At 69.1% G+C, this 25,252-nt stretch carries 25 protein-coding genes; 12 read left to right on the forward strand and 13 right to left on the reverse strand.

The features are described from left to right. Nucleotides 1-4: 4 nt before the first annotated feature. On the reverse strand, nt 5-838 hold the full coding sequence (locus ACGFZS_RS27795) for an alpha/beta fold hydrolase (RefSeq protein WP_393797407.1): 834 nt from the start codon (nt 836-838) through the stop codon (nt 5-7). Between the two features lie 485 nt (nt 839-1,323). Between ACGFZS_RS27795 and ACGFZS_RS27800 the strand changes: the two genes are divergently transcribed. Together ACGFZS_RS27800 and ACGFZS_RS27805 are read left to right on the forward strand one after the other, a co-directional pair. Further along, nucleotides 1,324-1,947: an RNA polymerase sigma factor gene (locus tag ACGFZS_RS27800; protein WP_393797408.1), complete on the forward strand. Its 624-nt coding sequence runs from the start codon at nt 1,324-1,326 to the stop codon at nt 1,945-1,947. Next, on the forward strand, nt 1,944-2,612 hold the full coding sequence (locus ACGFZS_RS27805) for a hypothetical protein (protein WP_393797409.1): 669 nt from the start codon (nt 1,944-1,946) through the stop codon (nt 2,610-2,612). Before ACGFZS_RS27800 ends, ACGFZS_RS27805 begins: the two co-directional genes overlap by 4 nt. Nucleotides 2,613-3,113: 501 nt before the next feature. On the opposite strand, the gene ACGFZS_RS27810 is transcribed toward ACGFZS_RS27805, so the two are convergent. After that, nucleotides 3,114-3,488, reverse strand: a complete 375-nt coding sequence (locus ACGFZS_RS27810) for a cupin domain-containing protein (protein WP_393797410.1) — start codon at nt 3,486-3,488, stop codon at nt 3,114-3,116. A gap of 96 nt (nt 3,489-3,584) precedes the next feature. On the opposite strand from ACGFZS_RS27810, the gene ACGFZS_RS27815 reads away from it, so the two are divergent. Then, on the forward strand, nt 3,585-4,031 hold the full coding sequence (locus ACGFZS_RS27815) for a MarR family winged helix-turn-helix transcriptional regulator (RefSeq protein ID WP_393667654.1): 447 nt from the start codon (nt 3,585-3,587) through the stop codon (nt 4,029-4,031). A 170-nt stretch (nt 4,032-4,201) separates the two neighbouring features. Then, nucleotides 4,202-5,062: an esterase/lipase family protein gene (locus tag ACGFZS_RS27820; protein WP_393797411.1), complete on the forward strand. Its 861-nt coding sequence runs from the start codon at nt 4,202-4,204 to the stop codon at nt 5,060-5,062. A 73-nt stretch (nt 5,063-5,135) separates the two neighbouring features. On the opposite strand, the gene ACGFZS_RS27825 is transcribed toward ACGFZS_RS27820, so the two are convergent. Then, on the reverse strand, nt 5,136-6,089 hold the full coding sequence (locus ACGFZS_RS27825; RefSeq protein ID WP_393797412.1) for a lytic polysaccharide monooxygenase: 954 nt from the start codon (nt 6,087-6,089) through the stop codon (nt 5,136-5,138). A gap of 601 nt (nt 6,090-6,690) precedes the next feature. On the opposite strand from ACGFZS_RS27825, the gene ACGFZS_RS27830 reads away from it, so the two are divergent. The 3 genes from ACGFZS_RS27830 (at nt 6,691) to ACGFZS_RS27840 (ending at nt 9,871) form a co-directional block, all read left to right on the forward strand. Continuing rightward, nucleotides 6,691-7,578: a macro domain-containing protein gene (locus ACGFZS_RS27830; protein ID WP_393797413.1), complete on the forward strand. Its 888-nt coding sequence runs from the start codon at nt 6,691-6,693 to the stop codon at nt 7,576-7,578. Nucleotides 7,579-7,604: 26 nt separating this feature from the next. Further along, nucleotides 7,605-8,549, forward strand: coding sequence for a toll/interleukin-1 receptor domain-containing protein (locus ACGFZS_RS27835; RefSeq protein WP_393797414.1), 945 nt, complete (start codon nt 7,605-7,607; stop codon nt 8,547-8,549). A gap of 176 nt (nt 8,550-8,725) precedes the next feature. Further along, nucleotides 8,726-9,871, forward strand: coding sequence for a helix-turn-helix domain-containing protein (locus ACGFZS_RS27840; protein ID WP_393797415.1), 1,146 nt, complete (start codon nt 8,726-8,728; stop codon nt 9,869-9,871). Here the strand turns inward: ACGFZS_RS27840 and ACGFZS_RS27845 are convergent. Then, a protein-coding gene (locus ACGFZS_RS27845; RefSeq protein WP_393797416.1) for an IS3 family transposase occupies nt 9,778-10,940 on the reverse strand; the annotation gives its coding sequence in 2 pieces (ribosomal slippage) (nt 9,778-10,653 and nt 10,656-10,940; 1,161 coding nt in all). The two genes, ACGFZS_RS27840 and ACGFZS_RS27845, sit on opposite strands and share 94 nt — an antisense overlap. Before the next feature lie 56 nt (nt 10,941-10,996). On the opposite strand from ACGFZS_RS27845, the gene ACGFZS_RS27850 reads away from it, so the two are divergent. Together ACGFZS_RS27850 and ACGFZS_RS27855 are read left to right on the forward strand one after the other, a co-directional pair. Beyond that, a complete protein-coding gene (locus ACGFZS_RS27850; RefSeq protein WP_393797417.1) occupies nt 10,997-11,446 on the forward strand; it encodes a tyrosine-type recombinase/integrase in 450 nt (149 codons plus the stop codon). Nucleotides 11,447-11,604: 158 nt separating this feature from the next. Further along, nucleotides 11,605-12,054, forward strand: a complete 450-nt coding sequence (locus ACGFZS_RS27855) for a GNAT family N-acetyltransferase (RefSeq protein WP_393797418.1) — start codon at nt 11,605-11,607, stop codon at nt 12,052-12,054. A 6-nt stretch (nt 12,055-12,060) separates the two neighbouring features. Here the strand turns inward: ACGFZS_RS27855 and ACGFZS_RS27860 are convergent, their stop codons facing one another. Continuing rightward, on the reverse strand, nt 12,061-12,195 hold the full coding sequence (locus ACGFZS_RS27860; protein ID WP_355717674.1) for a hypothetical protein: 135 nt from the start codon (nt 12,193-12,195) through the stop codon (nt 12,061-12,063). A 140-nt stretch (nt 12,196-12,335) separates the two neighbouring features. Between ACGFZS_RS27860 and ACGFZS_RS27865 the strand changes: the two genes are divergently transcribed. Beyond that, a complete protein-coding gene (locus tag ACGFZS_RS27865) occupies nt 12,336-12,950 on the forward strand; it encodes a class I SAM-dependent methyltransferase (protein ID WP_393797419.1) in 615 nt (204 codons plus the stop codon). Between the two features lie 10 nt (nt 12,951-12,960). Here ACGFZS_RS27865 and ACGFZS_RS27870 read toward each other — a convergent pair whose 3' ends face one another. Together ACGFZS_RS27870 and ACGFZS_RS27875 are read right to left on the reverse strand one after the other, a co-directional pair. Further along, nucleotides 12,961-13,461 carry a DUF402 domain-containing protein gene (locus ACGFZS_RS27870; protein WP_393797420.1) on the reverse strand — a complete coding sequence of 167 codons (501 nt, stop codon included), beginning with the start codon at nt 13,459-13,461 and terminating at the stop codon, nt 12,961-12,963. Continuing rightward, entirely contained in the window at nt 13,442-14,371 is a 930-nt protein-coding gene (locus ACGFZS_RS27875; RefSeq protein ID WP_393797421.1) for a GNAT family N-acetyltransferase, read from the reverse strand. Before ACGFZS_RS27875 ends, ACGFZS_RS27870 begins: the two co-directional genes overlap by 20 nt. A gap of 69 nt (nt 14,372-14,440) precedes the next feature. On the opposite strand from ACGFZS_RS27875, the gene ACGFZS_RS27880 reads away from it, so the two are divergent. After that, nucleotides 14,441-14,809: a GntR family transcriptional regulator gene (locus ACGFZS_RS27880; protein WP_393667670.1), complete on the forward strand. Its 369-nt coding sequence runs from the start codon at nt 14,441-14,443 to the stop codon at nt 14,807-14,809. On the opposite strand, the gene ACGFZS_RS27885 is transcribed toward ACGFZS_RS27880, so the two are convergent. Both ACGFZS_RS27885 and ACGFZS_RS27890 read right to left on the reverse strand, forming a co-directional pair. Continuing rightward, nucleotides 14,797-15,648 (reverse strand): DUF72 domain-containing protein, encoded by an 852-nt coding sequence (locus tag ACGFZS_RS27885; protein ID WP_393797422.1) that lies wholly within the window; start codon nt 15,646-15,648, stop codon nt 14,797-14,799. The two genes, ACGFZS_RS27880 and ACGFZS_RS27885, sit on opposite strands and share 13 nt — an antisense overlap. Nucleotides 15,649-15,663: 15 nt before the next feature. Continuing rightward, a complete protein-coding gene (locus tag ACGFZS_RS27890) occupies nt 15,664-16,773 on the reverse strand; it encodes a DUF5925 domain-containing protein (RefSeq protein WP_393537688.1) in 1,110 nt (369 codons plus the stop codon). A gap of 184 nt (nt 16,774-16,957) precedes the next feature. Between ACGFZS_RS27890 and ACGFZS_RS27895 the strand changes: the two genes are divergently transcribed. Continuing rightward, the gene (locus tag ACGFZS_RS27895; RefSeq protein WP_393797423.1) at nt 16,958-18,382 is read left to right on the forward strand and encodes a xylan 1,4-beta-xylosidase; all 1,425 of its coding nucleotides are present in this window, start codon (nt 16,958-16,960) and stop codon (nt 18,380-18,382) included. 18 nt (nt 18,383-18,400) lie between these two features. Here the strand turns inward: ACGFZS_RS27895 and ACGFZS_RS27900 are convergent, their stop codons facing one another. Genes ACGFZS_RS27900 through ACGFZS_RS27915 form a run of 4 tightly spaced genes read right to left on the reverse strand, consistent with a single transcriptional unit; the run spans nt 18,401 to nt 24,851 of the window. After that, nucleotides 18,401-22,210, reverse strand: coding sequence for a lipopolysaccharide biosynthesis protein (locus ACGFZS_RS27900; RefSeq protein WP_393797424.1), 3,810 nt, complete (start codon nt 22,208-22,210; stop codon nt 18,401-18,403). After that, on the reverse strand, nt 22,203-23,003 hold the full coding sequence (locus ACGFZS_RS27905; protein WP_393797425.1) for a polysaccharide deacetylase family protein: 801 nt from the start codon (nt 23,001-23,003) through the stop codon (nt 22,203-22,205). Before ACGFZS_RS27905 ends, ACGFZS_RS27900 begins: the two co-directional genes overlap by 8 nt. After that, nucleotides 22,996-24,033, reverse strand: coding sequence for a glycosyltransferase family 2 protein (locus ACGFZS_RS27910; protein WP_393797426.1), 1,038 nt, complete (start codon nt 24,031-24,033; stop codon nt 22,996-22,998). The genes ACGFZS_RS27905 and ACGFZS_RS27910 overlap by 8 nt, the downstream gene beginning before the upstream one ends. Then, nucleotides 24,030-24,851 (reverse strand): glycosyltransferase family 2 protein, encoded by an 822-nt coding sequence (locus ACGFZS_RS27915; RefSeq protein WP_355717703.1) that lies wholly within the window; start codon nt 24,849-24,851, stop codon nt 24,030-24,032. The genes ACGFZS_RS27910 and ACGFZS_RS27915 overlap by 4 nt, the downstream gene beginning before the upstream one ends. Nucleotides 24,852-25,252 lie beyond the last annotated feature (401 nt).

The following is a 25,252-nucleotide window of genomic DNA, read 5'->3' on the forward strand; positions in this document are numbered from 1 at the left end:
GGCCTCAGCGCGTGGGGGTGTCGGCGCGGGGGCCGAGGAACGTCGCGATCGCGTCCGCGACCCACCGCGGCTCCTCCTCCGGCAGCAGATGACCGCCGTGGGGATGCACCAGCTCCTGGGCGCCGGGGATGTCGCGGGCGAAGTGCTGGCCGTCGATGCCGGCGCTGCGCAGCACGAGCGTGCGCACCGTGATGCGGGGGATCCGCGCGCTGCGGTCGGGCTGGTCGGTGTTGCAGAAGTCGACGAACGCCGAGCGGTTGCCGGGCCGGTTCATCAGCTGGTGGGCGCGGTCCACCATGGCGTCGTCCACGATCGTCGACCGGGAGCCGACGTTCGCGCGCAGGTTGCGCTCGACGGCACCGCGCGGCATCACCCGCCGCAGTACGGGGCGCAGCAGGGGGTTGCGGGTCAGCCGCAGGCCTGCCGGCACCGTCTTCTCGGGGTAACCGGTGGCGTTGACCAGCACCAGGCCGGTCAGCCGCTCCGGGTGGTCCAGCGCGAGGTTCCAGGCGATGTTGCCGCCCAGCGAGTTGCCGGCCACCGCGTAGGACGGCACGCCCAGTTCCGCCAGGAGGCCCGCCACCGTCGCCGCGTACGCCGGGACGCGGTAGTCCCGGTCCGCGCGCGGACCGGTCAGCCCGAACCCCGGCAGGTCGGGGCGGATGACGTCGAACGACTCCGCCAGCAGCCCCGTCGCACGGTCGAAGTGCTGGAGCGACGAGGCGCTGCCGTGCAGCAGCACGAGTGCCGGGCCGCGCCCGGCGCGTTTGTAGTGGATCCGCAGACCGTCCACCACGACGAATCGTGAATCGGACTGGGGCTCAGACCAGGTGCTCATAATGGCTACAGTGTTACCGATAAGGTGACCGTGTCAAGGGGAGGTCCCCTGTGCGTCTCGGTGTCGGGTGGTCGGGTTCGCCGGCAACTGTCGTCACTCTTAGTGAAGCTTGGGGGTGTGTGCGGAGCGGGCGTGCGCTGCCGTGCGCTGGTGTGCGCCGGATGTGCGCGGGGGCGGTGGACCTGGTGTGATGCAGAACACGCTGGGGGTTGCGCAAGACTGTTCGGCCGTTCACCCGGACGGGTTGGGCCTGGTCAAAGCGCTACCGAGGGTGACTAGCAGTGCTTGTTGAATATTGCAGCACGCGGTGGGGGCGGGGGTGCCGGGCGATTTTTTCCCCGGGTCGTGAGTGATCCGCCCCAGGAATCACTTGAGTAGGTGCCAGGCCCAACGGGCCGTCGGCGCACTCGAGTTGGCGCCGGTCCCAGCCGACCCTCGATGGAGAGGAAGAGCCTGCCCATGTGCCGTGCCGCCGGGAGGTCCGCATGAGTCACGACGACGCCCCAGAGGGCGCCCCAACCCCGGACCAGGGCGTGGGGCTGTCGCAGTCCCTGTACCTGCCGCTGGACCTGCCGCTGGACTTCGAGGCCTTCTACCTCGGACACCAGGAACCGTTCCACGCCTACGCGGAAATCCACTTCGGGACCCGTGAGGCGGCCGAAGAGGTCATCCACGAGGTCTTCCTCCAGATCCACGCGGGCTGGACGGAACTGCTGAGCTCGGGCTCCCTCGAACAGGGCGCCTGGGCGATCATGCGGCGGGCCGTGCACGACCGCCTCGAACGCGAAGGCCGCGCACCGGCGTTCGTCATCAACGGGCCCATCGCCCAGGCGCTGGCCCCGGCGCTGGCCACGGCCCGGGACAAGCTGCAGAAGATGGAGTCGACCAGCGGGGTCTACGAGGCGATCGCGGAACTGCCCAACCGCCAGTTCGAGGTGATCGTGCTCCGCTACATCCTCGGCTACCCCACCGCCAAGGTCGCCTGGTACGTCGGCATCGACGAACGCACCGTCGGCCACCACCTGCGCCGCGGCAAGGAGCGCCTGCGCGTCAAGCTCGGCCTGCCCGACGAACGCAAGAAGCCCCAGCAGAAGGGGGAACGACCGTGACCACCGCCCTCGACGCCCTGCTGGACGAGGTCCGGCTGCCCGTCACGGCCCCGCGCCGCTTCGACGTCGCCGCGGGCCTTCGCCGGCTCGCCGCCGACGCCGGCCGGCGTACCCCGATCACCGAGATCGCCCGCGCGGCCCAGGCCGGCCAGCGCCTGGGCGTGGTGTGCCGGTGGGTGCTCAACGAACCGGCCGTCGCCGACCACGTCGCCAAGATCGCCGAAGGGCCGGACCGCGGGCCGCTGACGGAGGAACACCTGGACGTCGACGGCGCCCTCGCCTTCGCCTGTCTGCTCTACCTCACCCGCCACCCGGAGTCCGCCCAGTTCTGGTGGCAGCTCGCCGCGGGCGCCGGCAGCCGTGCCGCCGCCTACTGCCTGCACCTGCACCATCTGGCCCTCGGCGAGTCCAGGCGGGCCCGGCACTGGTTCCACCAGCTCACCCACTCCATGGCCGACACCACACCCCCCGACCGCGCCTTCCTCGACGGCCTCGAACTCTTCGCCCGGTACGTCCGCGCCAACGGCTCCACCGCCCTGGCCCCCACCGGCGGCCTGGAGTTCGAGATCGACCGGCTCGCCGCGCGCACCCCCGGCCGCGTCATAGTCGCCCGGCCCGACCGGCAACTGGTCGACCGGCTGCAGGAGTTCGCGGCCGGTCGCTGAACCGGTCCGAAGTCCGAAGAAGAGAAGCCCGAAGAAGAGAAGCAGGAAGAAGAGAGAAAGAAAAAGAAGGAGGGGAGTCCCCGTCCGGCCACCGGTTCCGAGGCCACCGGCCGGGCGGACTCCCCGCCAGGACGCCATACGAAAGGGACGCCTTCCATGCACTTCAGCCCCCACCCGACCCCGCCGGGCAGGAACCAGTCGACCGCTCCGGGCCGCGTCACGCCCGGTCCCGGTCACCTCGCCGCGCCCGGCATCGTCGGACTGGTGGTCTTCCTGCCCTGCCAGAACCCCTGCTGCGAGCCGCGCCCGCAGGGCCCGCGGATCTCGTCAACGCCCCCGCCCGCCGACTCTGTTCGAGGCGCGAGCGACACGGAGCCTGTCGCCCGGGCCGCCCGGCCGCACACCGCCAGGACGCTGAGGCTCCCTCGCCCGTGACACACGTCCGTGGCCGCCGCGGGAGTCCGACGGCGGCCACGGACACCCCATCCCCCTTCGTATACGTCAGTTGGCCCACGGCGGCGCGATCCGGGTGCCGTCGGCCAGTTCCGCCTCCAGGCCGATGGAGGTGGTGACCCAGGAGAGCGCGGTGTGGCCGGTCGGGTTCTCGACGGCGAAGACCGCACCGGGATTGATGATGACGGTGTCGCCGGCGCGGACGCGGTCGGTGCGGCCGTCGAGGGTGATCAGGAGTTCGCCGACGAGCAGATGGAAGATCTCCTCCCGGGTGACGGTGTGCGCGGGGGCCCTGGTCCCGGCCGGGATCTCGCCGCGCCAGGTGCACAACTCCTTGCTGCCGGTGAGGGGGGAGGCGTACGAGACGAAACGGGCGCCGTGGATCTCGTGCGTGGTGGCTTCGGCGGAACGGACGACGGGCATGGGTGCCTCCGTGGACAATATGGTCAAGCTGCTTGACTAGTTGTGTTCCATGGTCAAGCCGCTTGACCATCCCGTCAAGGGTGTTTCAATGCCTCCGTGCAGAACTCCGAGGCCATGGCCCTGTCCGCAGCCCTGCTCGCCGCAGCCGGTGAGCTGACCCGGCGTATCGACGAGGGGGTCGTCGCGCGCGGCTTCGAGGGGGTCAGGCCCGCCCATGGCTTCGCCTTCGCACGGCTCGCCCCGGACGGGGCCACCGTCACCGAACTCGCCGCGCATCTCGGGGTGACCAAGCAGGCGGCGAGCCAACTCGTCGACGAGATCGTGCGCAAGGGGTACGCCGAGCGCCGGCCGCATCCCGGGGACGCGCGGGCCCGGCTGATCGTGCTCACCGAGCGGGGGTGGGCGTGCACGCGGGCCGCGGAAGAGGCGGCCGCGGAGGTCGTGCGGGGGTGGGGCGAGGTGCTGGGGGAGGGTGAAGTGCGCGTGTTGCGGCACTCTTTGGCCCGTATCGCGCCCTATGGTCCCCTGAGGCCCAGCTGGTGACACCCCATCAGGCATCCGGCGTGCGACCGGTTACCCGGAAGTTTTACTGACGCGTAACTTCACGCTTGCACTACTCGTCCGTAACTTGATGAGTGAACAGCATCCTTCGTGATCCGGATCACAGGGCGTAAGGCCGTCGTACCTCCCTTGAGCCGCAAGGAGATCACCCGATGCTGCCCTGGAAACGAGTGCTCAGACCCCTCACCGCGCTGCTCCTCGCCGCCGCTGTCGCCACCGTTCCCGCCGCCACCGCCCACGCCTCCAGTGCCCCCACGACCGGCTGGAACGACTACTCCTGCCGTCCCTCCGCCGCCCACCCCCGCCCGGTGGTCCTGGTCCACGGCACCCTCGGCAACTCCGTCGACAACTGGCTCTCCCTCGCCCCGTACCTGGAGGACCGCGGCTACTGCGTCTTCTCCCTCGACTACGGCCAGCTGTCCGGCGTCCCCGTCTTCTACGGCCTCGGCCCCATCGACAAGTCGGCAGAGCAACTCTCCGCCTTCGTAGACAAAGTGCTCGCCGCGACCGGCGCCGCCAAGGCCGACCTCGTCGGCCACTCCCAGGGCGGCATGATGCCCCGCTACTACCTGAGGTTCCTCGGCGGCGCCGCCAAGGTGAACGCCCTCGTCGGTCTCGCCCCCGACAACCACGGCGCCACCCTCAGCGGCCTCACCAACCTGCTGCCCTACTTCCCCGGCGCCTCGGACCTGATCAAGGCCACCACCCCCGGCCTCGCCGACCAGATCCCCGGCTCCGCCTTCCTCACCAAGCTCAACGCGGGCGGCGACACCGTCCCCGGAGTGCACTACACGGTCATCGCCACCAAGTACGACGAGGTGGCGACCCCCTGGCAGAGCCAGTACCTGAGCGGCTCGGACGTCGACAACGTCCTGCTCCAGGACCTCTGCCCGCTCGACCTCTCCGAGCACGTGGCGATCGGCCTCTTCGACCGGATCGCCTTCCACGAGGTGGCCAACGCGCTCGACCCCGCGCACGCCTCCGCCACCACCTGCGCGTCGGCGTTCAGCTGAGCCGCTGCCCAACTGAACGCCGCCGGGGCCTGTCCGGCCTGAGCCGCCGGTCAGGCCCCGGAGTCATGAGGGATCAGTGCCGGCGCTCCCGCCGCCGTACCGTCAGGAAGAGCGCGCCGGAGCCCAGCGCCAGGGCGGCGGCCCCGCCGATCGCGAGATACGGCGTGCTGCCGTCCCCACCGGTCGCGGCCAGCGTCGTCCCCGTCCCCGTCGCGGTCTCCGAGCCCCCGGCGGGCTCGGCCGCGTCGGCCTCCACGACCGGCTCGGCCGACGTGCTCGCGTCGTCGTCACCGTGACCGCCGTGCTCCACCGTCGACTTGTCGGCACCGGCCGCGATCTGCTCGTCGCTGGGGGCGGAGGCGGTCGGCGCCGATGAGGCGGCGGCGTTCGTACCACCGGCCCCGAAGTCCACGTCCGAGCAGGAGTAGAAGGCCTCCGGGCTGTCCGAGCGCTGCCAGACCGCGTACAGCAGCTGGCGGCCGGTCCGCTCGGGGAGCGTGCCGGAGAACGTGTAGAAACCGCCGGCGGCGACCGGGTCGGTGGCGGTCGCGACCGGATGGTCGAGGTCCAGATCCGCCCAGGCCAGCGGCTCGGCCGGGTCGTAACCGGCCTTGGTGAGATACACCTTGAAGGTGCCCTTGTGCGGCGCCGTCACCCGGTACTCGAAGGTGTACGACCCACTGCCGACCTTCGTCGCCGGCCAGTCGGCGCGGGCCAGGTCGAGCCCCTTGAACTCGTCGTTGTCCGCACTGCACAGCTTCCCGTCCGGGATCAGCGCCTGGTGCTGCCCGTTCGCGTCCCCGATCCGGATGCCGTTCCAGTCGTAGAGGGCCTGGGTGCCACCGGCCGCGACCGCCGCCCTGCACGCGTCGGACGTGGGGCTCTCCGGGTTCTCCGCATAGCACTGGGCGACCCGGCTGACCGGATCGCCCATCGTCCCGTGCGCACCCGCCGACCCGGCACCGAACACGACGGCTCCCACGCCGGCTGCGACGACGGCGGCGGCCTTACGGCGGGTTGCGACCATGCGGAGACTCCTCGGAACGGTCCTCGGGGACGGGCTGGATCCCGTGGGGGCGATCAGAAGCTAGCCCCAAGAAACCGTGAAATCTGCTGCTGGGAGCGGCAGAGGGAGATCCTTATGGTCGGCTTAAGGGAGAGCTAACTGAGGGCTGAGGAAGAGAGGTCGGGAGGCCCTGGCGCACCGGGGTCTGGGCGCTCCCACCGTCCGCAGTAGTCCGTGTCCGTCCGCAGTCGGACGTCTCGGTTGGCTCCCTGAATGGCTCCCCGTGCTGGCGCCTGCACGCCCGCCTCTCTGGTCGCCAGGTCCGCTCGCCGGGGAACCGGGGGTGCGGATAGGCTCGTCAGGCTTGTTGCGGAGGAAGTGACGCGGCACGGAACAACCTGACGCGATCGACGTCGGCGCAGCGCCGAGCAGTGAGTGAGTGGTCGGCGTAGGTCCCTAGGGGCCACTCTACGAAGACCCATAGACGGCCCGGCGACACCGCAATGCTGACTCATGGTCACGACCTAGCCGAGGTCATCTGGCAAGCAGCCTTCTTGAACAGACGAGAGTCTTTGGAGTGCGGTTGCCGTATGATCCAAATCGCTCCGCTGATCAGAGAGGCATGAAGGGGGAGATCAGCCTGTCTTTGACAACATCACGAATGAGGTTTCTTCTCACACGCAGAGGCCTTTCTCTTTTCATTGCCGAAGCGCTGGTATTTTTCGGCATCATATCGGGTTGTTTGCAGATCGCGTTTGCCCTATGGCCTAGTTCGATCACCAACGGTATATGGTTGCTCGCCGTCTCAGTTGCGATGTCAGCGTTTATCGCCGCAGTCAAGGTCTCTCCCGGAGATCGTGTAACTCATACGATTCCTCACCCCAATGTGACCATTTCGGTCTGCAGAGGCGACCTACTCACCGAAGACGCTCACCTCATCATCGGATTTACGGACACTTTCGACACGGACCCAACCGACGGGATAGTAATTTCCCCCAGTAGTGTGCAAGGGCAGTTCCAAAGTCGCTTCTACGCCAACGCGTTATCGCATCTTGATTCGGATCTTGTTTGCGCGCTGCAGGATCAGGAAATCGTGAGTCTTGAGCGTCGGGAAAGCAAGGCGCGCGGAAAGCTGGATCGGTACCAAATCGGGACAGTGGCGACCTTGAACCTCTCAGGTAAGCGAGTATTTTGCGTCGCTTACGGAAGGATGGGGAACGACTTCATGGTTCGATCAGACGTAGATACTTTGTGGATAAGCCTGAGCAGGACGTGGGAGGCAGTACGCCACCACGGAGATTTGCAGCCGGTGGCTATACCCGTCATTGGCTCCGAAATGGCGCGAGTAACGGCACTGAGTCGCGAGAGCCTGCTGAAGATGATCATTCTCTCGTTTGTTGCGCATTCGCGACAACAGCTAGTAACCAGGTCGCTGTCCGTAGTGATCCACCCTAAAGATTTTACCGATTTCGATATGCTTGAAATCCGTTCATTCCTGCACAGTCTCTAGCTTCACCTGCAGCGAAAGAGGGCAAGATGAAGGTGTTTCTCAGCTGGTCCGGAGATCGTGCCAAATCCATGGCGGAGTTCCTGCAGAATTGGCTCCCTGACGTAATTCAAATGATTGATCCGTGGGTGTCTTCCCAGAGTATCCTGCAAGGATCCCGCCCTTTGTCGAACATCGCCGACGAGCTGTCGGGCTGCAACTTCGGAATCGTATGCGTGACTCCCGAAAGCAGAGGATCCGAGTGGGTTAATTTCGAGGCTGGAGCCCTATCCAAGGTGCTTGAGGAGTCAATGGTGGTTCCTCTGCTGCTGGACATTGAGAAAGCACAGGTCGCAGGGCCTCTCTCGCAATTTCAGATGACGATTAGCACCAACCGAGATGAAGTCTTCAAGCTGGTATCCGATATGAACAAGCGCCTAGGTGAGGCGACACTTGCGCCTGATCGCCTGGCCCGGTCATTTGAACAGAACTGGCCAAGCCTGGAGGAGGAGCTAAGAAGGATCACATCACTGAAAGATTCCGGGAAAGAGCAAGCGACACGAAAAAGGTCGGCTGATGATCGGCTCGACGAAGTTCTTTTGCTGGGTCGTCGGCAAGAGAGAAGGCTGGCGGCGCTTGAAAAAAACATCGAAATTCTCGCAAGAGACAGGAGGGGTCTAATGGGGCCACGAGAGGACAGGGGTGTTCAGCGAACCCTAAATGACCCTATGCAGGAAGAGTTGATTCGGAAATTCAGCGAGGCTGAGGACAGAATGGCAGAGCTAACTTTCAGCCGATTGGCGAAGTATGGCGTTCTAGGTGTATCGCCCAGGGGTAACCGCATCACTGTAAGTGTCAAGAGCATCCCGGAAAGTGACGCTGGCGCTATTGCTGAATTTCGAGAAGCGGTGAAAGTTCTGGCGAATGAGACCGAGTGTACAGTGCATGTCGCTACGGGCAGCGGAATCTCGTACAAATACGATTGGCCATTCTGATTTTCTTAGTTTCATGGCCGCTCATGGCGAAGGGACCCGGACACAGTGTCCGGGTCCCTTCGCCATGAGCGGCTCACCCTTGTAGCGGTCGTGTAGAGAACAAGGCCGACTACCTGGGCTGCCGCGGGCTCTGTACCGTGAGACTGGCCCCTACAACCCGCAGGAGGCAGCACATCATGCGTGGTCTTGGAGATCTCCTTAGCGCCGGTGAGCGCATCGCGTTCTATCGGAAACGTCGCGGCTACACGCAAGAAGTGCTGGCCGGGCTGGTCGGGCGTAGTACCGACTGGTTGGCAAAGATCGAGACGGGACGCCGGAAGCCGCCCCGAATCGACATGCTCGCGGAGCTGTCACGCATCCTGCGTGTGCCCCTCGGCGACCTGCTTGGCCAGACCCTGCTTATGGAAGACGAGGAGCGGCAAGACGACGTTCCGGCCGTGCGTGACGCGCTCATGAGCCCGCGCCGGCTGTCTCGTCTGCTCTTCGGCCCTGAGGCTGAGGCACAGCTTCCCGCACCTGCGCCTGTGGCCGTGCGTGTAGAGCAGGCATGGAACGACTACCAAGGTGGGCGGCTCGGCAGCGTCGTCGCCGCACTTCCCGCACTCCTCCAGACTGCACAAGAACTGGAGGAGCGCGCCGCACGGCGCGGCGAGGACCGTAGCGACTGCTGGGCAGTGTCGGCCCGTACTCACCACCTCGCAGCAACGACGCTCGCGAAGATCGGTGAATCGGACATCTCATGGCTTGCTGCCGAGCGCGCAATGCGTGCCGCAGACGAGTCCGACGACCCGCTTGTGTTGGCGTCCGCTGCACGGTCCGGCACGCACGCCCTACTGGCTAACGGCCGGTACGACGATGCGTTGGAACTGGGCAACACGGCCACCGTATGGCTCTCGTCTCGGGTCACGAACAGTGATCCGGCGGCGCTGAGTTTGCTGGGCATGATCCACCTGCGGGCTGCCGTCGCGGCGGCTCGCCACCAGGACCGGCCGACCGCAACCGGCCTGTTGGATCGAGCTGAGGAACTCGCGAATGACCTCGGCTCGGATGAGAACTACTGGCAGACCGGCTTCGGACCCACGAACGTCCTGCTTCATCGCTTGTCAGTTGAGCTGGACCTCGACAACGTGTCGTACGTGGTGGAACACGGCCGAATTTACGTCGACCATATGCCGCAGGAACGCAGCGTGTCGCACGGGTCTGCTGCAGGTTTAGGTGACAGGTTCGGTCACGCGGCCTGGATGGCCGGTGTGGTCATCACGGTTTCGAATTCGACGGGGGTCAGTCGGCCGAGTGCAGCTTGTCTGCGGCGCCGGTGGTAGGTCCTCTCGATCCAGGTCACGATCGCGATCCGCAGTTCCTCGTGGGTGGTCCAGGACCGGCGGTCGAGGACGTTCTTCTGCAGCAGGCTGAAGAAGGACTCCATGGCCGCGTTGTCGCCGGCTGCCCCGACTCTCCCTATCGAGCCGGCCATCCGGTGGCGGTCGAGTGCCCGGACGAATTTCCGGGACCGGAACTGCGATCCGCGATCGCTGTGCAGGATGCATCCGTCGACCTGTTCGCGCCGGGCGACGGCGTTCTCCAGGGCGGTCACCGCCAGGCGGGACTTCATCCGCGCATCGATGGAGTAGCCCACGATCCTGTTGCTGAAGGCGTCCTTGATCGCGCAGACGTACGACTTCCCTTCACCGGTGGCGTGTTCGGTGATGTCTGCGAGCCACAGCCGGTTCGGCCCGTCCGCGGTGAAGTCGCGGCGGACCAGGTCGTCGTGCACCGGCGGCCCGGCCTTCTTGATTCTCCCGCGCTTTTTGCCGAACACGCTCCACCAGCGGTTGTCCCGGCAGATCCGCCACGCGGTCCGGTCCGCCATCCGGGCCCCGGCACCACGGGCTTCATCGGCCAGGAAGCGGTAGCCGAATTCCGGGTCGTCGCGGTGGGCGTCGAAGAGCGCTTTCGCGCGGTATGCCTCCTCCAGCACGGTGTCGGTCACCGGCTTGTCGAGCCAGCGGTAGTAAGGCTGTCTGGCGAGCTTCAGCACCCGGCACGTGACCGCCACGGGCGTCCCGTCCGCGGCCAGCTCCTTCACGAGCGGGTAGATCCTTTTCCCGGCAGATGCGCCTGCGACAGGTAGGCCGCCGCCCGGCGCAAGACCTCGTTCTCCTGCTCCAGCAGCTTGATCCGCCGCCGAGCTTCCCGCAGCTCCGCGCTCTCCTGGCTGGTCACTCCGGGCTTGGCCCCGTCGTCGATGTCCGCCCGGCGCATCCATTTCCACAACGTCATCGGGTGGACCCCGAAGTCGGTGGCCACCTGCTCCACGGTCACACCCGGGCCGCGGTTCCTCGCGACCCGCACGACGTCCTGGCGGAACTCTTCGGGATAAGGCTTGGGCACAGCGACATCCTTTCCACCCGCCCTACAGGGCAAGCCAGTTCAGATGTCACCCGATCGTGCGGCAGACCCGCCGGCGCTCGCTGGCGATGCCGCAGCAGACCGTGGTCGTCATGAGGGCTCACAAGCGTCGCGAGCAGGCTGCATGCCTGGCTGCGGGCAAGCAGTGGAATGATGAACGGCTGGTCTTCCCAACGGAGACCGATGAACTTCGCAGCGCGCTCAACGTGCGTCGGAACTTCCGGTCTCTCCTGAAGGAAGCCGGCTTCGAGACCCCCAAGGACTGGACCCCACGGGAACTGCGAACCAGCTTTGTGTCCGTACTGTCGGACCACGGCATCCCGATCGAGGTCATCTCACGACTCGTGGGACACAACGGCAGCGGCACGACCGAGAGGGTCTATCGCAAGCAGCTGCGGCCGGTCATTGCCGAGGGAGCCGAAGCCATGGATGAGATCTTCGGGGACGACGACGATGCGACCGAGGAGATCTCCCAGGCAGGGGACTGATTCCTGGGCCATGGCTCCCCGTTTGGCTCCCGACGCCTAGTTGAGCCCTGGAAGGACTGCCTCTGAGCTGCGGGAACACCGCTCAGGGCAGCCTTCGGGCCCTTACGGTCGGCTTAAGGGAGAGCTGAGGCTGCGCTGAGGCAGCTAGCGTTCGGGGCATGACCGATGACGAGATCCGGGCCGCCCGGGCCGCCGACGTGCCGGCCGTGAAGGCTGTGACGGACATGGCGTACGGCCACTACATCGCGCGGATCGGAGTGGTGCCGCAGCCCATGGAGGCGGACCACATGACGAACGTGGCCGCGGGCCGGGTGTTCGTCGTGGGGGAACCGGTGATCGGGCTCGTCGTCATCGAGGCGCACGACGACCACCTGTTCCTGGACAGCGTCGCCGTCCACCCCGACGCACACGGCCAGGGGGTGGGACGGCGGCTGCTGGAGTTCGTGGAGGCACGCGCGCGTGCGCTCGGCCTGCCCGAGGTCAGGCTCTACACGAACGCGTTGATGTGGGAGAACCAGAAGATCTACCCGAAGTACGGCTACCAGGTCGTCGAGCGGCGCGTGGACGGGCCGTACGACCGCGTCCACTACCGCAAGCGGCTGGACTGACCGCGCTCAGCCGTCCGGCCACCAGGTGCGTGCGATGTCCTTGCGCACCTCGGGGCGTCCGGCGGGGCGCTGGTCCGCCTCCTCGCGGATCCGGCGGCTGTCGGTCTTCTTCAGGGGCTTCTGCACGGTTGTGCGGCGCATGGGTGCCTCCTTCAGTGCCTACCGAGCTCCGTGGTGTCACGGAGGTAGACGCTTTCGGCGAGAGTTCCTCATCGGTGCCGGTCTGTCAGTGGTCGCAGTCACATGGACCGAGTGTCAGTGGCGGGTGTCACTCTGGGGGCATGACGAACGAGAGTGATCGGACGGTTGCGGTGAGTGTCGACTGGGATGCGGAGGCCGTCGGTTTCGACGAGGAGCCGGATCACGGACTGCGTGATCCGGAGGTGCGCCTGGCCTGGGCGGGACGGCTCCGCGCCTGGCTGCCCGAGCGCCCCGCCGACGTCCTCGACCTCGGCTGCGGTACGGGCAGCCTGGCCCACCTCGCTGCCGAGCAGGGCCACCGGGTCACCGGCGTCGACAGCTCCCCGGCGATGGTGGCGCGGGCCCGCGCGAAGCTCGCCGGGCGCGACGCGGTGTTCCTCCTCGGCGACGCGGCGGCGCCCCCGGTGGGCGAGCGGCTCTTCGACGCCGTCCTCGTACGGCATGTGCTGTGGGTGCTGCCCGACCCCGCGCGCGTGCTGCGGCACTGGCGCGGGCTGCTGCGTCCCGGTGGGCGGTTCGTGCTGGTGGAGGGGGTGTGGGGGAGCGTCACCCCGGTCGGCATACCCGCCGACCGGCTCACCGGCCTGCTGTCCCCGCTCACCGCGGACCTACGGGTGGAGCGGCTGTCGGCGGACGCGGTGCTGTGGGGGAAGGAGGTGAGCGACGAGCGGTACGCGGTGGTGGCGACGGTGTAGCGGGGGCGCTTCAGGCGATCAGGGCCTCGAAACCGCCTTCACGGGCCAGGGTCTCCAGCGCGTCGAGCGCCGCGACGGCGGCCGCGGCGGCCGCCGGGTCCCGTTCCGCGAGCCCGCTCTCGGCGAACTCGTCCTCGTCCAGGCGCCGTACGTCCGTGCCGTCGGCGGAACGCCACAGGTCCAGGTCGAGATCCTCGACGACCAGCTCGGTGCCGGTGAGCGTCGCCGGGCGGGTGATGTCGCAGTACCAGCCCTTCAGCGTGCCGTCGGCGGCGCGGACCTCCTTCACGGCGTACCAGCGGTCGCGCCAGTAGAACTCGGTGAAGACATCGCCCTGTTCGAAGCGGACGAAGCCGAAGTCACGGGTCACGTCACCGGCCCACGGGGCGCGCACGGCGATCCGGGTGCCGTCGTCGTGCAGCAGCTCGGCGGGGTAACGGATCTTCGTGCGGCCCGCCTTGACCAGGACGACGTCCACCGTTGCCGTGGGCTCAGCCGAGTTCGCGGACATACCTGACCTCCGTTGCGCAGACTTCGTATCCGAACCACTTGTTGATCGCCAGCATCGGGCCGTTGCCGCTGTCGTTGCCCGTGAAGGCGTGGGTGAAGCCGGCGGCGCGGGCGCGGTGCAGCGAGTCGTTCTTGGCGAGCTTGGCCAGGCCCCGGCCGCGGAAGGCGCGGGCCGTGCCGGTCATGACGGTGCCGTAGCGATCGGCGCCGTCTGTGCGGGCCGCGCTGAACGCGGCGGGGCGGCCGTCCACCAGGACGACCGAGGTCAGCTCCTGGCTGAACAACGGGTGCCGCCAGGTCTCGTCCAGCCAGGCCTCGTAGTCGGCGAACTCGATGTCGATGTCGCTCGGTTCGTCCAGGGTGGTCTCCGCGTCGAGGGCGAAGAGCGGGCGCGGGTCGTCGCCGAAGTCGGCGGCCGTGCGCAGTTCGACGCCGGGCGGGGGAGTCCGGAGCGCGGGGAGCGTGCCGTGCGCGAGGTCGAGGCGGAGGAAGTGGGCCGAGCGGCTCTCGGTGTAGCCCCGGCGCTCGGCGAAGGCCCGGTTGGACGGGACGTCCAGGACCCAGGCGTACGACGTGGTCGCGCCCGCCGCCGACAGGTGGGCCTCCGCCGCACGGGCGAGGAGGGCGCCGGCGCCCCGGCCGGTGCGCTCCGGATGCACGTACACGTTGGCGAAGCCCTGGCCCGGCTCCGGGCTCTCGTGGGCGAGGCCGACCTGGGCCGTGCCGACGATCTCGCCGGCGTCCTCCGCGACCAGCAGGCGCAGGTGCGTGGCGGGGTGGGTGTGGGTCAGGTCGTGGACCAGGGACTCGGGCGTGAACAGCATGTAGGGGAGGGCCGACTGCCGGACCCGGGCGAACCCCTCGGCGTCGGACCGGACGTCGGGGCGCAGGTCGCGCACGATCACTGTCATGGGGCGCACGCTATGCGGGACGGGTACGGGGTGCCTCTCATTTTCGGGCGGGTGCGGGAGAATCGGGCCGTGACCTTGAAGATCCACATCGATGACAGCGCGCCGCCGTACGAGCAGGTACGGGCGCAGATCTCCGAACAGGCGCGGGGCGGGGTGCTGCCGGTGGGGTACCGGCTGCCGACGGTGCGTGGGCTGGCCGAGTCGCTGGGCCTGGCGGTGAACACCGTGGCCAAGGCGTACCGGGCGCTGGAGACGGACGGCGTGATCGAGACCCGTGGGCGCAACGGGACGTTCGTCGCGGCGGCGGGGTCGGCCGCGGAACGCGAGGCGGCGGCCGCCGCGCAGGCCTACGTCGACCGGGTCCGGCGGCTGGGGTTGGCGGAGGACGAAGCCCTGGCCGCGGTACGGGACGCCCTGCGGGCGGCCTACGGGGGGTAGCGAGGTGCCGGTCGCGCCGAGCGGGGCTCGGCACCGCCGGACTGCGCCGGGGTGGCTGATCGCCGTTGCGGCGGGAAAGGATCGAGCGACGGCGTCCTCGTCACCGTCAGCCCCGCCCGTTCCGCCGTTCTCCCGAACGCCACCGCGTCCCGGACCGCCGCTCCGCCCGGGTCGTTGTTGAAGTAGGCGTAGACGTCGGCCTTTCCCGGGTACGCCGTGGCGATGCGGTCGACCCAGGTCTCCAGGGAGCGGCGGCCGTAGCGGGGCCAGGGGCCGGCCCGGCCCTCGTGGAAGCGGACGTAGGCCCAGTCGGTGGTGCGCCAGAGCGGGGTCATGGGGTGGGCCTGGACGTCGGCCCAGCACAGGGCCGCTCCCCGGGACTCCAGGACCGCCCGGGTCTCCCGTGTCCACCAGGAGTCGTGACGGGGTTCCACCGCCACCCGCGTGCCGCGCGGGAAGCGGGACAGGCAGGCGTCCAGCAGGGCCGGGTCCGCCCTGAGCGTCGGCGGGAGCTGGAGGAGGACAGGGCCCAGCCGGTCGCCCAGGCCGGCCGCGTGGGTCATCAGGCGGTGGACCGGCTCCTCGGGCTCCCTGAGGCGCTTGATGTGGGTGAGGTAGCGGCTCGCCTTGACCGCGATCACGAAGCCGGCGGGGACCCGGTCCCGCCAGGACGCGAAGTTCTCGCGGCTCGGCAGCCGGTAGAACGCGTTGTTCAGCTCCACCGTCGTGAAACGCGCCGCGTACTCCTCCAGCCACCGGCGCACGGGCACCTCGGCCGGGTACAGGACGCCCCGCCAGTCCTTGTACTGCCAGCCCGAGGTTCCGACGAACAGGGGCATACCCCCATCAAAGCACTACAGATACAGCCCCGCGTCCGCGCCCTCCCGGGCCCCCGGCACCGCCGTCGGCGACGAGCCCCGGCGCAGGGCGTACAGCTCCGCCAGGGTCGCCCCCTCGCGGCCCACGGCATCCTCCCGGTCGGCGGCCTCCCCGCCGAGCCAGTTCACCGCCTCGCGGCGGGTCAGCGGGCCCACCTCGATCCGGGCCAGGCAGCGGCCGGGGCGGACGACGGCGGGGTGCAGCCGCTCCAGGTCCTCGTTGGTGGTGACACCGACCAGGACGTTGCGGCCCTGGCCGAGCAGACCGTCGGTCAGGTTGAGCAGCCGCGACAGCGCCTGCCCTGCCGTGTGCTTGGCCTCGCCGCGGATCAGCTCGTCGCAGTCCTCAAGGAGCAGGAGCCGCCAGCGGCCCTTGCCGGCGCCGTCCTCCTCGCCGATCGCGATGTCCATCAGATAGCCGACGTCGGAGAAGAGCCGTTCCGGGTCGAGGACGCAGTCCACCTGGCACCAGTCCCGCCAGGACCGGGCGAGCGTGCGCAGGGCGGAGGTCTTGCCGGTGCCCGGCGGGCCGTGCAGCAGCAGGAGCCGGCCGGCGATGTCCTCCGGGGTCGTCTTCATCAGCCGGTCCATCGCGTCCGCCACCGGCGCCGTGTAGTTGGCGCGCACCTCGTCCCAGGTGCCGGCGGAGATCTGCCGGGTGGTGCGGTGCGGACCGCGGCGCGGGGAGACGTACCAGAACCCCATGGTCACGTTCTCCGGCTGGGGTTCCGGCTCGTCCGCCGCGCCGTCCGTCGCCTCGTTCAGCACCTTCGAGGCCAGCTCGGCGGTGGTCGCGGTGACGGTGACGTCCGCGCCCCGGTTCCAGCGGGAGACCAGCAGCGTCCACCCGTCGCCCTCCGCCAGGGTCGCGCTGCGGTCGTCGTCGCGGGCCACCCGCAGCACCCGCGCCTCCTTCGGCAGCAGGGTCGCCCCGGAGCGCACCCGGTCGATGTTGGCCGCGTGCGAGTACGGCTGCTCGCCCGTCGCGAAGCGGCCGAGGAACAGCGCGTCGACGACGTCGGACGGGGAGTCGGAGTCGTCGACGTTGAGCCGGATCGGCAGCGTCTCGTGCGGCTTGGCAGACATGTCGCCATGATCCGTCACCGGCGCCCGCAGCGCACCCGTTTTCCGAAGTGGGCGGAGAGTGTCGGGTGTGCGCCGAGCTTCCGGAGTATCCGGAGTGCCCCCCGGTCTTGGCCGGCCTTGTTACACAGCTGTCGATCCCCGATACCTGCCCCCGGGGCGATTTCCGCCATTAATGTTGTCCTTGATGGGACGTCATGGGTGGAATTCGGGGGCTCGGCGGTGGCGGCTCACCGCCCTGCTCGGTGTGGGCGTGGCCGCTCTCGCCCTGATCGTGACACTGGTCAACACGCTGCCCGGGGGCGGTGGCGGTACCGCCGGCACGACCCGCGACGGCGACAAGGTGCACGGCACCCCCGCCACCCCGCCGGACACCACCGAGCCCTATGTGGGCTGGGGCTTCACCCACACCCAGTACAGCGCCGACGAGGGCAGCGCCACGGCCACCAAACGGGTCGAGGACCTGCTGGCCGAGGACGCCGGACTGCCGCAGAACCAGGCCATCATGGGCTGGGGAGCCGACAACCCCGAGCCGGTGAAGGGGCGTTACGACTTCGGCGCACTGGACCGCCGCGTCGACTTCATGCGCACGTCCGGCGGCACCCCGGTGATCACCCTGTGCTGCTCGCCGGACTGGATGAAGGGCGGCAGGGCCGGGGTGAACAACACCGACTGGAGCCAGGCCGCCCTGGAGACCGCGCCCACCCCCGACCACTACCAGGACTACGCGAACCTCGCCGCGACCGTCGCCAGGCGCTACCCGGACGTACGGCACTTCATCGTCTGGAACGAGTTCAAGGGCTTCTGGAACAACGCCAAGGGCCGCTGGGACTACGAGGGCTACACCGAGCTCTACAACCTCGTCTACAAGGCGTTGAAGGCGGTGAACAAGGACATCCAGGTCGGCGGACCGTATCTCGTCATGGACAGCTTCGACCCGCGCCAGACCGAGAACGCCTCCGCCACCCTCAAGGGCGACTGGGGCGTCATGGACCAGCGGGTGGTCGACGCCTTCGACTACTGGAACACCCACAAGGCGGGCGCCGACTTCGTGGTCGTCGACGGGTCCAGCTACACCAACGACGACGACCTGCTGCCGAACGAGTTCGCGGCCACGGACAAGCTGACGTACGTCAGCGAGTGGGTGCGCAAGCAGACCCACGACCTGCCGCTGTGGTGGGCCGAGTACTACGTCGAGCCCGCCGACGGCACCGACGAACGGGACGGCTGGACCGAGGCGCACCGGGTCGCCGTCCAGGCCACCGGGATGATCGCCCTGGTCGAGGGCGGCGCCGACTCCGGCTTCTACTGGAACCCGGAGGACGAGAAGGGCGGCGACTGCCCCGGCTGTCTCTGGTCGACCACCGACAGCGGCGACGGCGGGCAGCCACTGCCCATGTACGACCTCGTGTCCCGGTTCGGGAAGGCGTTCCCGCCGGGGACGACGTACGAGACGGTGTCCGTCGCCAAGGACGACGTGCCCAACGTCCGGGTCCTCGCGAGCGACAGGACGGTCCTGGTGGTCAACACCCTCGACCGGGCGATCAGCGCCCAGGTGGACGGGAAACGCTTCGACATGAAGGCCTACGAGGTCAAGTGGCTCAGCAGGTGAGCCACTTGACCTCCAGCGCTACTTGAGCGTCAGGAACCGCTGCGCCAGCGACGCCAGCAGCACCGCGAGCAGGGGCAGCGAGAACCAGAAACTGCCCTGCAGCCACCGCAGTTGGCGCACCCCGGGCCGGACCGCGACCCGGACCACCTCGCGGGCCGTCAGCAGCAGGACCAGCGCCAGCGCGGCGAGACCGCCGACCACCGACCACGGCGTCCAGGTGACCCGCGGCCCGATCGGCCCCGGATCCGGCTCGGCCACCGCACCCGCCGGCCGCGTACGCAGCGTGTACATGGTCACGTCGTCGTTGACCAGGACCTTCGTCAGGTCCTGCCGGTTGTCCAGGTTCTGGATCAGCCGGCTCTCCCAGGTCGCCGAGTAGCCGGCGTCCATCCGGAGATAGACGACCTGACTCCGGTTGATCATCAGATACGAGTTCGGGCCGGCGTCCTTGAGCGCCTTGACCAGGCTCGACACCAGCACCGGGTCGGTCGGCGCGAGCGTCGGCACATAGTCGACCCGCTCCATGTCCTTCGCACCCCACGGGATCGCCGGGGTCACGTCGTTGACCGTGTCGTTGCTCAGCCACAGCAGCCGTACCGTCGGCTTGTCGTGGGCGTAGACGTAGTCCATCGCGGCGACCTCGCCGGGCCGCACCCGCTCGAAGGACTCGTTGCCCCAACGGGCCACCAGGAAGCCGCCCATGAGCAGCAGGCCCGCCAGCAGCGCGGCCACCGGGGCCAGACTGACCCGGTCCTTCTCGCGTTCCCTCGCCGTGGCCCCGGTGCGCGGGAACAGGGCGAGAGCGGCGAGCAGGGCCGCGCCCGGCACGGCGAACATGAAGACGCGCAGCGCCATCTCGCCGCCGTACGACTGCATGCCGAAGCCCAGGAACGGGACGAAGGTCAGGACCAGCAGGGACCGCTCGCGGTACTTGTGGAAGCGGCGCCGCCACCAGCCCCAGACCGCGAACGCCATCATCCCGCCGGCCAGCAGGACCCGGACGTACAGGACCAGCTTGTGGGTCGAACTGCCGCCCTGGATACGGCCGGAGACGGACGTGGAGACATTGCTGCCGACGCCGCCGACCCCGCCGAACAGCTCGTTGAAGTGACCGGACCAGTACGGCTCGGCCATGAAGCCCAGCCAGACCGCCACGACCACCCCGAACAGGAGCGGCAGGCCGCGCAGTTCGGACCGGCCGATCAGCACCAGGGCCGCCAGCACGCCCAGCATCACGAACGGGGTGAGCTGGTGCGCCGGGACGGTCGCCGCGTACAGGCCGATCAGCACCATGAGCAGCACGGCCTGCTGGCGGCGGTTCGTCGGTTCGACCTCCGCCTCGCCGGGGCGGAACCTCGTCCAGATGACGTGCGGGGCGCGGAACCAGACGAGCAGGATCGCCACGAACATCAGATAGAGCAGATAGGTGAAGCCCTGCGGGGAGAAGTAGTCCTGGCCGACCCAGCCGCACAGTACGAAGATCCAGACACCGGTCCACTTCGCCCGCCAGCTCGCCCGCAGCGACCGTACGAGCAGGAACATCGGTGCCAGGTAGGCCAGTTGGATGAACGTCGGCCACCAGCGGATGACCTCGGTGTAGTCCGTGACCCCGCAGGCCCGGCCGATGAAGGCGGCCGCCGCGAAGAAGCCCGGCCAGCTCCAGCGGGCGTCCAGGTCGGGTACGGCCGAGCCGGTGCGGTCGATGTAGTCGATGAACCCGAGGTGCTGCCAGGCGGTCGGGAAGCGCGGCTCCGTCTCGATCACGGCGGGCAGGGCGTGCAGCGACACGACCGTCGCCAGCAAGGTGACCAGCAGCAGCGCCTTGTGCTCCCGGCGCAGCCACAGCAGCGCGGCGAACACCGTGACCAGCAGCGCCGCCCCGACCAGCGTCGGCAGCGGCAGCACCGAGATCAGCCCCAGCCCGCCCATCCGGTCCAGGTCGGCGTCGTCCAGCCGGGCCGCCGGCACCCAGTACAGCAACAGGGCGGCGACCAGGAGACAACCGAGCACGACGCCCGGCCGGGTGGGCGTCAGCCGCTCCCGCAGCGAACGCGCGGGCGCGGACTCCTCCGGAGCCTCGGCGGGCGCCTCCGGCGCTTCCGGCTCCTGCGCTACGACGGCCTCCCCGAACGGCGCGTCGACCTCCGCCTCCTTCAGCAGCGAGGCCTCGGCAGGACCGAGCGAGGCCTCCGCCCCGGGCTCACGCTCCTCCACCGGCAGCCCCAGGTTCCGCGGCGGGCGCAGCGCCCACGTCGGACGGTCCTCCGGTCGTACAACGGGCGTACCCGTGGGTGGAGTTCCCGGTCCCGGCCGTACGTCCGGGCGGCGCTCCACATGGTCGAAGTCGACATGGATGCCGAGGGCGAGGGTGTCGGAGTCCAGCGCCCAGGCCGGGCCCCGCCTGCGGGACGTGGCGGCGGGCGCGACCTCGCGCGTCCCCAGGTCGGCCAGGTCGCCGTCCGGCGCCGCGTCCTCCGGGATCTCGGCCGGGGCCGCCCGGAGCGTCTTCCACAGCCGGGGGGCCGCGATCGTCACGATCACCGCGAGGCTGGAGATCTCGGCCACGCCCGCGCCGGTCAGCCCCATCCGGGGCAGGAGCAGCAGGGTCAGGCCGAGGACCAGCAGGCACAACAGCCCCTGCAGCCAGGCCAGTCCGGCCGTGCGGCTCTGCGCGCGCAGCACCGCGAAGTAGGTCTCCATCACGACCCGGAGCAGCGCGCCGATCGCGAACCAGCGCAGCAGCGGGGTCGCCGCGTCCGCGTAGCCGGGGCCGAACACGCCGAGGATCCAGGGCGCCCCGAAGAACAGCATCGCGCAGATGGGGATCATGATCCGGGCCATCCGCTTCAGCGCCGCCCGGGTGTTGGCGGCCAGCCGGGCCGGGTCGTGCGAGCCCTCGACGGTCAGCGAGGCGCCCATGTTGATGGCGAGCAGGTTGGTGGTGCCGCCTATCGTGGTGGTGATGTAGAAGTACGCGTTGTCCTCGGAGCTGACCTGCGAGGCGATGATGACGGGGATCAGGTAGACCACGGCGAGGGAGAACAGCGAGCCGGTGTAGTCGCCGGCCAGGAACCTGCCGATCTCCTTCAGCGTGGGCGGTTTCGCGTGGTCCTCGGTCGCCTTGATGTGCCGGGGCACCAGGCGTCGGAACACCAGCCAGCCCAGCGGCACCACCGAGGTGGCGATCGCCGCGACCCAGGAGACGAAGACACCGGCCACCGGGACCGCCGCCGCGAAGGCGACGAGGAGCGCCAGCTTCACGGCCGAGAACACGGTGTTGCCGACCGGCACCCAGGGCGCGCTGCGCAGCCCGGTCAGCACCCCGTCCTGCAGCGTGAGCAGGTTCCAGGCGATGACCGCGACGACGAACCCCAGCCCGGGGAGCGGCCCGTGCAGGAAGCGGTACGACGGCCCCCATACGCCCAGCGTCATCAGGAAGACCCCGGCCGCCACCGCCACGATCAGCGAACTGCCCGCGTAGGTACGGAAGATGAGCCGCCCGGTGCTGCGGCCCGCGACCGGGATGAAGCGGGCCAGCGCGCCGGTCAGGGTGACCGCGGTCAGGCCCGCCAGGAGCTTCATCGCGGCGATGGCGGCGGAACCCTGGCCGACCGCCGACTCCGAGTAGTAGCGGGCCGCGGCCAGCCAGAAGCCCAGGCCCAGCACGGCGGAGATGCCCGTGTTGAGCATCAGCGCGTAGGCGTTGCGGAAGAGGGGACTGCCGCCGGACGAGCCGCTCCGTCCGGGCAGGCGAAGACGGCGCCCCGACTGCTCGGGCGCCGACGTCTCGGTTTTCGCGGCCTCGGTTGTGGTGGTCGTGTCAGACACGGGAACGGCTGGCCTTCCAACGGACCTGGCGGGCTCTGCGGACAACGGCGTACCCCTTGGTGAGGGCACGGTCCCTGGCGAAGGTGCGGGCGATCGCGCGGCCTTCGAGCAGCCGCGTGAACTCCTCGGCGTCCGTGGCGCGGCGCACGGTGACCCGTCGCAGCGCGTACGGTCCCTGACGGCGGCGGGCGAGAGCGTTGCCGACGGCGAGCGCCTGGGCGTACCCGGCCGACCGGACGGCCTGCCGGACCCGGCGGCTGGAGTAGCCGTACGGGTAGGCGAACGAGGCCGGTCCGGCGCCCAGTTCCCCGGCGACTATCTCCGTGCTGCGCGCCAGTTCCTCGCGCAGCCCGTCGTCGGTGAGCTGGTCGAGCTGCGGGTGGGTGTGGCTGTGCCCGCCGATCTCGCAGCCGGCGTCGGCGAGTTCGCGCACCTGGTCCCAGTCGAGCATGGCGTCCAGGCCGCCTCCGGTGTCGTACGCGCCCCTGATCCAGCCCGTGGAGACGAACAGGGTGGACGCGAAACCGTGTTTGGCGAGGACCGGCAGGGCGTGCCGGTGCACGCCCTCGTAGCCGTCGTCGAAGGTGATCAGGACGGGCCGGCGGGGGAGCGGACCCGCCGAGCGCCAGCTCGCCGCCAGCTCGGCCGTGCTGACCGGGGTCAGGCCCAGGTCGCCGATGAGCGCCATCTGCTCGGCGAACGCCTCCGGCGCCACCGACAGCACGCGGGTGGCGTCGTTGGGCGAGGTGGCGACCGAGTGGTACATGAGGATCGGCACCGGTGCGTCAGCCATCGGATCCCCCCTGGATCTCAGCCATCGGATCGCTCTGGATCCCGGCCATCGGATCCCCCTGGATCCCGGCGACGGAGAAGGCAGCCCCGCCCCGCCGCGCCCGTACGCTCCCCACCACATAGCCGCCGGCCGCCGTCAGCACCCCGGCGACGATCGCGCCGGCCCGGCCCGCGCCGCCCGGCCGGGCCAGCAGTGCGTCCCGCAGGCCACGAGCGACCCCCGCGGGCAGCACACGCGTGGTGTACCGGCGTTCGGACTCCAGTCCCTTGCCGGCGCCCACGCTCCGGGCGACCAGGGCCTTGGAGAGGCCCTCGGCGTAGGCGCGGGTGCGGAAGTAGCCGAAGTGCTCCCGGACCTCGGGGACCCGGTGATGGATCACCGCGCGGTCGTCGATGAGGAGGACCGCGTCCGGGCGGGCCCGGGTAAGGCGGATGCACAGCTCCGTCTCCTCGCAGCCCAGCGGGCGCTTGTCGCCGTCGCGGCCGATGCCGGTGGCGAAGCCGCCCGCCGCGTCGAAGGCCGTACGCCGGAAAGAAGCGTTTCCCCCGAGGACGTTCCGGACCCGCACGCGGCCCGCCGGGAGCCCCTTGTAGGTGCAGCCGACGACCCAGTCGAACTCCTCCGGGAACCAGTCCGGGCGGCGGCCGGAGGCCCAGACGGGCATGGTCCGGCCGCCGACCGCCATCACCTTCGGGTCGGCGTACCCCTCGGCGAAGCGGCGCAGCCAGTCCCGTTCGGCCACGGCGTCGTCGTCGAGGAAGGCGATCACCTCGCCGTAGGAGGCGGCGATGCCCGTGTTGCGGCCGGCGGACAGGCCGCGGGGACCCGCGTTGGCGAGCACCCGCACGTCAGCGGCCTCTTTGTACTCCTTCGTGAGCCGTTCCAGCAGCGCCGGGTTGTGGTCGACGACCAGCAGGGTCTCCAGCGCCGGGTACGACTGGGCGCGCACCGAGGAGACCGCCGCGAGGATGTCCTCCCAGCGGTCCTCGGTGTAGACGCAGATCACGACGGAGAGGTCGGGACCGCTCAAGACGACTCTCCCTGGCCCGGGGTGAGCATCGGGGAGTGCCGCACCTGCCGGCGCAGGTCACGCCGGTTGGAGCGCTCCTTGAGGATCACCTTGAGCACCCGCAGGCCGTCGCGTACGGCACGCAGGTTGCTGGTGCCGTGGATGCGGAGGTACTCGTAGCTCGGTATCTCCTGCACCTTCAGGCCCGCCTTGACGACCCGGATGTTGATCAGGGTCTCGATCTCGAAGCCGGTGCAGTCGAGGTCGATCTTGTCGAGGCAGTGCCGCCAGAACGCGTTGTATCCGTAGCAGAGGTCGGTGTAGCGGGCGCCGAACTTGCGGTTGACGACCGTGCACAGCGCCCAGTTGCCGAGCTTGCGGATGAAGGTCATGTCGTCCGTGCCGCCGCCGTTGGCGAAGCGCGAGCCCTTGGCGAAGTCGGCGCCCGAGACCAGCGCGGAGACGTACGACACGATCTCGTGGCCGTCGGCCGAGCCGTCGGCGTCCACCATGACGATGATGTCGCCGCTGCACGCCTCGAACCCGGTGATCAGGGCGTCCCCCTTGCCCCTGCCACTCTGTTCGACGACTTTCACTTCCGGCCACAACTCCCGCGCGACTTCCACGGTGTTGTCGGTGGAATTTCCGTCCACAAGAACCACTTCGTGTATCCAGCCCGGAAGTGTCTTGAAGACGTAGGGGAGATTCTCCGCCTCATTCATGGCGGGGATCACCACGCTCACCGGCGGTGTGATCGCCAGGTGAGAGGAGATCGGCCGGTATTCGGCCGCCATTAAGGGATCTTGGCCCGCAGTCGGCGGGCGCAGAACAGAACTCATGAGTCTTGTCCCTCTCGTCCGGTGGACCGCCCGCCCCTGGGCGGCCCGGCTTGGTATCCGGTTCGAAAGGGGGGTTCTCACCCGTGGCACGGAAGACTGATCTCCGTACCCGCAGGTGAGCTGGCAAAGCTGGCCGGTCCGCCGGAAAACGGCAGCCGGTCGCGCGGCACGACTCGGAAACGACAGTGGTCATACGCATTGCGGTCACCGAGCACGGCACCCCCCTACCGCGCCCCGCCCGGAACATCGCGGTCCTTGAGCCCTCCCCTAGAGCCGCGTAGTGACGATCCGATGCGGGTGAGATGTACGACGGTATTGACGATTGGACCAGTATGGCAAGTCCTGGAACTGGGCCTCACGTTTTTGTTGGTTTGGCCGTTACACAACTTTGGCCGACCTTG

The organism is Streptomyces sp. NPDC048288, assembly GCF_043201555.1.
In the GTDB taxonomy this organism is placed as follows: domain Bacteria; phylum Actinomycetota; class Actinomycetes; order Streptomycetales; family Streptomycetaceae; genus Streptomyces.